This is a genomic window from Leucobacter soli, assembly GCF_042659205.1.
Lineage (GTDB): Bacteria > Actinomycetota > Actinomycetes > Actinomycetales > Microbacteriaceae > Leucobacter > Leucobacter soli.
Genome location: NZ_JBHSRW010000072.1, coordinates 3,258 through 10,742, shown reverse-complemented (window position 1 = coordinate 10,742; position 7,485 = coordinate 3,258). Strand labels below are relative to the sequence as shown.

The following is a 7,485-nucleotide window of genomic DNA, read 5'->3' as shown; positions in this document are numbered from 1 at the left end:
CCGCGCGGCTGCGTCGGACTCGGAGCGCCTGCGTCGGGAGCCCGACGCGTCTCCGTTCCCGGCGTACCCGGGTTCCGAGCGCCGCGGCCGCCCGGGCGTACCGCCCTTCCCCTTCTTAACGCGTCTCGGGTCGTAGTCGCCCGGCGCGCGGTACCCGCCGCCGCGCTTAGCCATCTGCGACTGCCCCGGTGCTCCCGGCGGCGGCATCGTCCGAACCCGCCGATCCGGACTTCCTCGCAGCACGCAGGCGCGCCCGCTCCGCCCGGATGCCCCGCCTCGTCTCGCGGTTCGTCCGCGCCGTCTCCCGGCGGCGCTCGACCGCGTAGTAGAGCGTGGGCAGCACGATCAGGGTGAGCACCGTGGAGGAGAGCAGACCGCCGATCACCACGACGGCGAGCGGCTGCGAGATGAATCCGCCGTGCCCGGTGATCCCGAGCCCCATCGGCACGAGGGCGAGGATGGTCGCGAGCGCTGTCATCACGATGGGGCGGAAACGCAGCGAAGCGCCGTGCACCACGGCGTGGCGCAGCGTCTCTCCGCGTTCACGCAGCTGGTTCACCAGGTCGATGAGCACGATCGCATTGGTGACGACGATGCCGATGAGCATGAGCACGCCGATCAGGGAGGCCACGCCGAGGGGGATCCCCGTCGCGATGAGCAGCAGCAGTGCGCCGGTCGCCGCGAACGGCACCGAGATGAGCAGCAGCAGCGGCTGCAGCAGGCTCTTGAACGTCGCGACCATGACCACGTAGACGATCAGGATCGCCACGAGCAGTGCGAGGCCGAGCTGTTCGAAGGCGTCGGCCTGCTGCGACATGACGCCGCCGATGTTCGCGGTGGACCCCGCGGGCAGTTCGACGGACTCGAGCGCCGCGTTCACGGAGATGCCGGCCGTGCCCAGGTCGTCGCCCTCCGGCAGCGCGGAGACCGTGGCGATGCGGGCGCCGCCCTGGGTCTTCACCGTCACCGGGCCGTCGGCGACCTCGATCGTCGCCAGCGACGAAAGACGCTTCTCGCCGTCGGCGGTCTGGATCTTGAGCCGCTCGACGCCCTCGAGGTCGTCGGGTGCCTCCCCCTGGGAGAGGTAGATGCCGATGCTCGTGTCGTCGAGCACGATCTGGCCGACCTGAGAGGGCTGCATCCGCTGCGCGACGATGCCGGCGACGGCCGTCTCGGTCAGGCCCGCCTTCGACGCCTTGGCGCGGTCCACCTCGATGTCCAGGTAGGGGCGCGACGCCGCGAGGTCGCTCTCGACCTGCATCAGGCCGGGCTGGGCCTCGAGCGCCGCGACCACGGCGTCGCTGGCCTCAGCGAGGGCGTCCTGATCCGGCGCGGAGACCGCCACCTCGATCGCGCTCGAGGTCGTCACGCCGCCACCCGACTGGCCGAGGGAGAAGGTTCCTGCGTCCGGGAGCGCGTCGACCGCCTCGCGGATCTCGGTCTGCACCTCGGCCTGATCCGCCGTCTCATCGGTCGTGATCGAGTAGCTGAGGACGCCGTCTCCGCCGCCCCCGAAGATCGCGGTCATCCCGCTGCCGCCGTTGCCGATCGTCACCTGCACCGACTGGACGGCCGCGACGCCGTCCAGCGCGGTCTCGACCTTCTCGGCCTGCGCCAGCTGCGCGTCGAGACTGGTCCCGGGCTCGAGCGTCTGCGTGAGACCCACCGAGTTCTGCTCGTCCGAGCCCAGGTAGTTCGTCTTCATCAGCGGCGTCGCCGCCAGTGTGCCGCCGAAGACGAGCAGCGCCGCGATCAGCGTGATCGCCGGATGCGTCAGCGTCCAGGTGACGATGGGCCGGTAGGCGCGCTGCAGCCGGGTCTCGTGGTCGTAGCCGTCCGACGCGGCCGATCCCGCTGCCGGCTCCGCGGTCGCCGTGTCCATGGGCGCCTCGGCTGCCGGGGCCTGATCCACCATCGCGGGAGCCTGATCCACCACCGCCGGCGCGGTCGCCTCGGCCCTGCGCGACGCCGGCCGACGACCGGACGCAGCGGCGTGGACGCGCAGGAACCAGTAGGCGAGCACCGGCACGATGGTCAGCGCGACGAGCAGCGAGGCGCCGAGCGCGATGGCGACGGTGAAGGCGAAGGGCCGGAACAGCTCGCCGACCATGCCCGAGACGAACGCCATCGGCAGGAACACGGCGACCGTCGTGACCGTGGACGCGGTGATGGCTCCGGCGACCTCGCGCACCGCCTCGACGATCACCGCGGATCGATCCTCCTCCGGCCGGTCGCCGAGGTGACGCTTGATGTTCTCGATCACTACGATCGAGTCGTCGACCACACGGCCGATCGAGATCGTGAGCGCACCGAGCGTGAGCATGTTCAAGGTGTAGTCGGCGAAGTTCAGACCGACGAAGGTCAGCAGGACCGAGACCGGGATCGAGATCGCCGTGACGAGGGTCGCGCGCACCGACATGAGGAAGATGAGGATCACGATGACGGCGAAGACCAGTCCGAGCAGCCCCTCCGTCGTGAGCGTCTCGATCGACCGCTCCACGTAGGGCGCCTGGTCGAAGATGACGGTGAGCCGAGCGCCCTCGAGGGCGTCCGCGAGTTCGGGCAGCGCATCCTGGACGGCATGCGACACGTCGACGGTGTTCGCCGCCGAGAGCTTGGTGACGGCGATGGTGAGCGCCGGTGCGCCGTCGACCCGCGAGATGCTCTGCTCGGGGTTCGCTTCGAGCGTCACCTCCGCCACGTCGCCGATCCGAATCGTCGGCAGCGGCTCGCTCTCCTCGACGTCGGCGTCCTCAGCGCCCTCGGTGTTCGTCGGCGACGGCGTCATCCCGATGCCTGCGCCGCCCTGCTGCGCGGCCTCCGCTGCAGCCGCCGCCTCGGCCGCAGCCTCGGCCTGGGCCTTCGCCTGCAGCAGCGCCGGATCGCGCACGAGCGGCAGATCCTCGATCTGCTCGACCGAGTCGAGCCTCGACCCGGCCTGCACCGCGAGCGTGCGGTCCCCATCGGTGATGCTGCCGGCCGCGATCAGCACGCCGCTCTGCTGCAGCGCATCGGTGATCGACTTCGTGGTGAGCGATTCCTCGGCCAGCTCGTCGGCGTCCGGGACGATCGTCACCCGGTCGCCCCGGGCGCCGTTCAGCTGCGCCTCGCGCACGCCGTCGAGGTCCTCGAGCTCCGGCAGCGTGAGCCGCTCGACGAGCCGGGCGGTCTCCTCGAGATCGGTGCCGGCGGGCGGCGTGACCGCGACCTGCACGATCGGGAAGTCGTCGATCGATCCCGACATCACCGACGGGTCGACGCTCTCCGGCAGGATCCCCGAGATGCGCGAGATCGCGCGCTCGACCTTCTGCTCGGTGACCGCCAGATCGACTCCGTAGGCGAACTCGGCGAGCACCATCGACGCGCCGGTCGACGAGGTCGCCGTGGTCTGCTCGAGGCCGGGCACACCGCGCAGCGCGGTCTCGATCGGGCCGGAGACGTCGTTGTTCACGACCTCGGGCGAAGCACCCGGATAGCTCGCGACGACCACGACCGCGGGGAACTGCACCGAGGGCATGAGCTCCTGCTTCAGTGCGCCGACGCTGAGGAAGCCGAAGACCGAAGCGACGATGGTGACGAGGGCGATGAGCGCGCGGTTCTTCAGGCTGAGCCTGGCGAGAAGATGCATGGGTGAAGTCTCCCACACCCCTCTGACACGAAACCCGCGGCGGAGCGCCGCACCTGCAGGATCGCACCGATCTGCAGTATCGCACCCGCAGCACGGGTTTCGCAGGTGCTGCTTCGCAGATCGGTGCGATCCTGCGGACCACGCCGGGCGCTCCGCCCGCACTGCGCGATCCTGGGTCCCGGCAGCGCCATAATTGAAGGATGCCTCGCAATCGCCGCACCCTGGGCGCGGTCTCCCCCGACGACTTCGAACGGCTGGCAGGGCTCCGCCGCATGCAGGGCCTCGCACTCGCGCTGCTCGGGATCATGGCGATCGTGTTCATCGTCTCGTTCGCCCTGCAGACGCACTACCCCTGGCTCGGTTTCGTGCGCGCGGCGAGCGAGGGCGGCATGGTCGGCGCGCTCGCCGACTGGTTCGCCGTCACCGCGCTCTTCCGCCGGCCGATGGGGCTGCCGATCCCGCACACCGATCTGATCTCGAGCAAGAAGGACGAGATCGGCGCCGGTCTCGGATCCTTCATCGAGCAGAACTTCCTCGCCGACGACGTGGTGCACGAGAAGCTGGCCGGGATCAGCGGCGCCCGCGCCGCAGGGAAATGGCTGCAGCAGCCGGGCAACGCCGAGCACCTGACCGAGATCGCCTCGAGCATCGGCCTCGGGGCGCTCACCGTGCTCGACGACCAGGACGTGCAGGAGCTCGTCGAGGCCCTGGTCCGCCGGCACGTCGTCGACCCGGCCTGGGGGCCCCTGCTCGCCCGCGCGCTCGATTCGTTCGTGGAAGGAGGTCACCAGGAGCCGCTGCTCGACATCGCCGCGTCGCGGCTCGAGGACTGGCTCGTCGCGCACCCCGAAGCGTTCGAACGGATGGCCTCCTCCAGGCTTCCCTCCTGGCTCCCGGGCATAGCCCACCGCTTCGTCGACGACCGACTGCACAGCGAGGCCGTGCGCTTCGCACGATCCGTGGCGAAGGATCGGGATCACCCCTTCCGGGTCGCCGCGCGCGGGTTCCTCGCCGAGCTCTCCCGCGACCTCTCGGAGAAGCCCGAGCTGCAGGGTCAGCTCGAGGCTTTCAAACACGAGGTCTTCGACAGCCCGAGGATCCGCGCGCTCGCGGCCAGCACCTGGGCCACCGCGCGGGCGGCGTTCGTGTCGATGCTCGAGGATCCGCGCAGCGAGCTGCGCATCCGCATGGTCGCGGCGCTGCAGGATTTCGGCCGGCGGCTGCTCGCCGACAGCACCCTCCAGTACAAGATCGACGTCTGGGTGATGCGGGCGGTGGAGCACCTGGTGGGACGCTACCGGCGCGACCTGGCGAACGTCGTCACGGAGACGGTGCAGCGCTGGGACGCGCAGGAGGCGGCCGAGAAGATCGAACTGCAGATCGGCAAGGATCTGCAGTTCATCCGCATCAACGGCACGGTGGTCGGATCGCTCGCCGGCCTCGCCATCTACACCGTCGCCGTCCTCGTCATCGCCCCGCTCACCGCCTGACCGGTCGCGTCGATCGGTCGATCAGTCGGCGAAGGCGACCGGCAGCTGCATGTCCTGCACGCGATCGCTCCCGGCCGTGTGGTCGGCGCGGGTGGTCACGGCGCAGCGGACCGCCGTGCAGTCCAGGTCGCTCTGCGACGGCCCGGGGACGAGCAGTCGCGCGGTGAACCCGCCGGTGGCGGGGTCGTCGTAGCCCTGCGTCGCGAAGGATCGCCACGCCCAGTCGTCGGTGATCCAGACGCTCGCCTGCGGATCCGCGGCCGCCGATCCGGCGCCGCCGACGGCGTCGGGATCCTGCTCCTCCATCGCGTCCTCCGGCAGGCCGCCCAGGCAGGGCATCGGCTTCTCCCCGGGCTCGGGCACCGCGCAGATGCCCACGTAGATGCCGATGCCGGGGTCGAAGCCGCTGCCGCGGACCACGAGCACGTCGCCCGGGCTCAGCTCGGCGAGGTTCGCAGGGGCGCCGTCCGGGCTCTCGATCTCGAGGGAGCGCGTGCGCCCGTCCGCCCCGGTCGCGCTCGTCGCAGGGACGAAGCCGTCGGGCACGGACTGACCGGATCCGCCCGCGCTGCGGTGCGAGAGGATCGGCGCGACGATCGCCGTGACCGAGCCGATCAGCACAAGCGCGGCGACGACCCCCACGGCGATGAGGGCGCGGCGTGCCCGGCTGCTCCGAGCGGCGTGTCCGGCCATTCGTCCATGCTAACGCTCAGGCGCTCGCCACGGCTGCGCGTGCTAAACTTGCGCCCATACGTCTATTGGGTTGAATATGCCTCGCGGGCCATGCTTCACACGCATGCGCATTCGCGGGGCCCGAATGTGTAAGGGGGTCACGCATGGGGCGCGGCCGTCAGAAAGCAAAGCACACCAAGGTCGCACGGGAGCTGAAGTATTTCAGCCCGGACACGAATCTCTCGGACCTCGAGCGCGAGCTCGCGGCGAAGCAGGCGAGCAACGACCCCTGGGCGGAGTACGCCGACAAGTACAACGACGACGAGGAATTCGACGACGAGGAATAGCCTCGGTCGATCGGCACGGATCGGTTCGGGTCGAACCGGTGCAGGTCGGATCCGCTCGGCGTGCACCGGCTCGGCGTGCACCGGCTCGGGATGTGCCGGCTCGACCCGGTACGGCGCAGCTCAGGCGCGGTAGTCGCCGACCAGGCGCACGGCGCCCCCGTCGACGCCCTTGGCGCCCTGCTCGAAGCCGGCGAGATCCCGCGCGCCGGTCGAGATGACACCCGCCCGCCAGGTCTCGAGCCCCTCAACCCGCAGCGCTTCGGCGACGGCGTCGGCTCGGCCGGCCTCGACGACGGCGAACATGCCGATGCCGAGGTTCCAGGCGCCCTCGAGGCTTTCGAGCGTGTGCCCGCCCAGCTCGGCGAGATGTCGGAACACGGGGAGCGGGGACCAGGTCGCGCGATCCAGCTCGACCCACGCGCCGAGCGGCAGCACGCGGGCGAGGTTCGCCGCGATCCCCCCGCCGGTGACATGGCTGAGCGAGTGGATCGCACCGTCCAGCGCCGGGCTCTCGAGCACGCGCAGCAGCGGCCCGGTGTAGAGCGCGGTCGGCTCGAGCAGCGCCTCTCCGTAGGTGGCGCCGAGATCGGCCGCGTGATCGCCGTACCCGATGCCGCGTTCGGCGAGGATGTGCCGCACGAGCGAGAAGCCGTTCGAGTGCAGGCCCGACGCCGCCATCGCGAGGACGACGTCGCCGTCCTCCACGAGCGCGGGCTGCAGCATACGATCCGCTTCGACCACGCCGGTCGCCGCGCCGGCCACGTCGTAGTCGTCGGGCCCCAGCAGGCCCGGGTGCTCCGCGGTCTCGCCGCCCACGAGGGCCGTGCCGGTGGCCTCGCAGGCCTCGGCGATGCCGCGCACGATGTCGGCGATGCGCTGCGGCACCACGCGACCGCAGGCGATGTAGTCGGTCATGAAGAGCGGCTTCGCGCCGACCACGACGATGTCGTCGACGACCATCGCGACGAGATCCTGCCCGATCGTGTCGTGCTTGTCGATCGCCTGCGCGATGGCCACCTTGGTGCCCACGCCATCGGTCGAGGAGGCGAGCAGCGGTCGCCGGTAGCCGAGCAGGGCGCTCGCGTCGAACATGCCGGCGAATCCGCCGACGCCGCCGAGCACCTCGGGTCCGTGCGTGCGGGAGACCGCCGACTTCATCAGTTCGACGGCGAGGTCGCCGGCCGCCGTATCGACACCGGCCCGGGCATAGGCGCTGCTCTGTTCGCTCACGCCCCCAGCCTACTCGGATGCGGCGGGCGGCACGGCGGTGCGGCATCCCGGCGCCGGCGCACCGGCACCGGGCGGGGGGGGGGGGGGGGGGGGGGGGGGGGGGGGGGGGGGGGGGGGC

The 7,485-nt window shown here is 71.1% G+C and carries 5 protein-coding genes; 2 read left to right on the top strand and 3 right to left on the bottom strand.

Going from position 1 to position 7,485, the window contains the following annotated elements; genetic code table 11:
• Positions 1 to 166 precede the first annotated feature (166 nt).
• Positions 167 to 3,628, bottom strand: a complete 3,462-nt coding sequence (locus ACFPZL_RS06495) for an efflux RND transporter permease subunit (protein WP_218116038.1) — start codon at positions 3,626 to 3,628, stop codon at positions 167 to 169.
• 200 nt (positions 3,629 to 3,828) lie between these two features.
• Here ACFPZL_RS06495 and ACFPZL_RS06490 point away from each other — a divergent pair, with 200 nt between their 5' ends.
• A complete protein-coding gene (locus tag ACFPZL_RS06490) occupies positions 3,829 to 5,118 on the top strand; it encodes a DUF445 domain-containing protein (protein ID WP_218116037.1) in 1,290 nt (429 codons plus the stop codon).
• A 21-nt stretch (positions 5,119 to 5,139) separates the two neighbouring features.
• On the opposite strand, the gene ACFPZL_RS06485 is transcribed toward ACFPZL_RS06490, so the two are convergent.
• The gene (locus ACFPZL_RS06485; protein WP_218116036.1) at positions 5,140 to 5,811 is read right to left on the bottom strand and encodes a hypothetical protein; all 672 of its coding nucleotides are present in this window, start codon (positions 5,809 to 5,811) and stop codon (positions 5,140 to 5,142) included.
• A gap of 143 nt (positions 5,812 to 5,954) precedes the next feature.
• Here ACFPZL_RS06485 and ACFPZL_RS06480 point away from each other — a divergent pair, with 143 nt between their 5' ends.
• The gene (locus ACFPZL_RS06480) at positions 5,955 to 6,137 is read left to right on the top strand and encodes a DUF3073 domain-containing protein (protein WP_218116035.1); all 183 of its coding nucleotides are present in this window, start codon (positions 5,955 to 5,957) and stop codon (positions 6,135 to 6,137) included.
• 120 nt (positions 6,138 to 6,257) lie between these two features.
• On the opposite strand, the gene purM is transcribed toward ACFPZL_RS06480, so the two are convergent.
• Entirely contained in the window at positions 6,258 to 7,367 is a 1,110-nt protein-coding gene (gene purM / locus ACFPZL_RS06475; RefSeq protein ID WP_218116034.1) for a phosphoribosylformylglycinamidine cyclo-ligase, read from the bottom strand.
• Positions 7,368 to 7,485 lie beyond the last annotated feature (118 nt).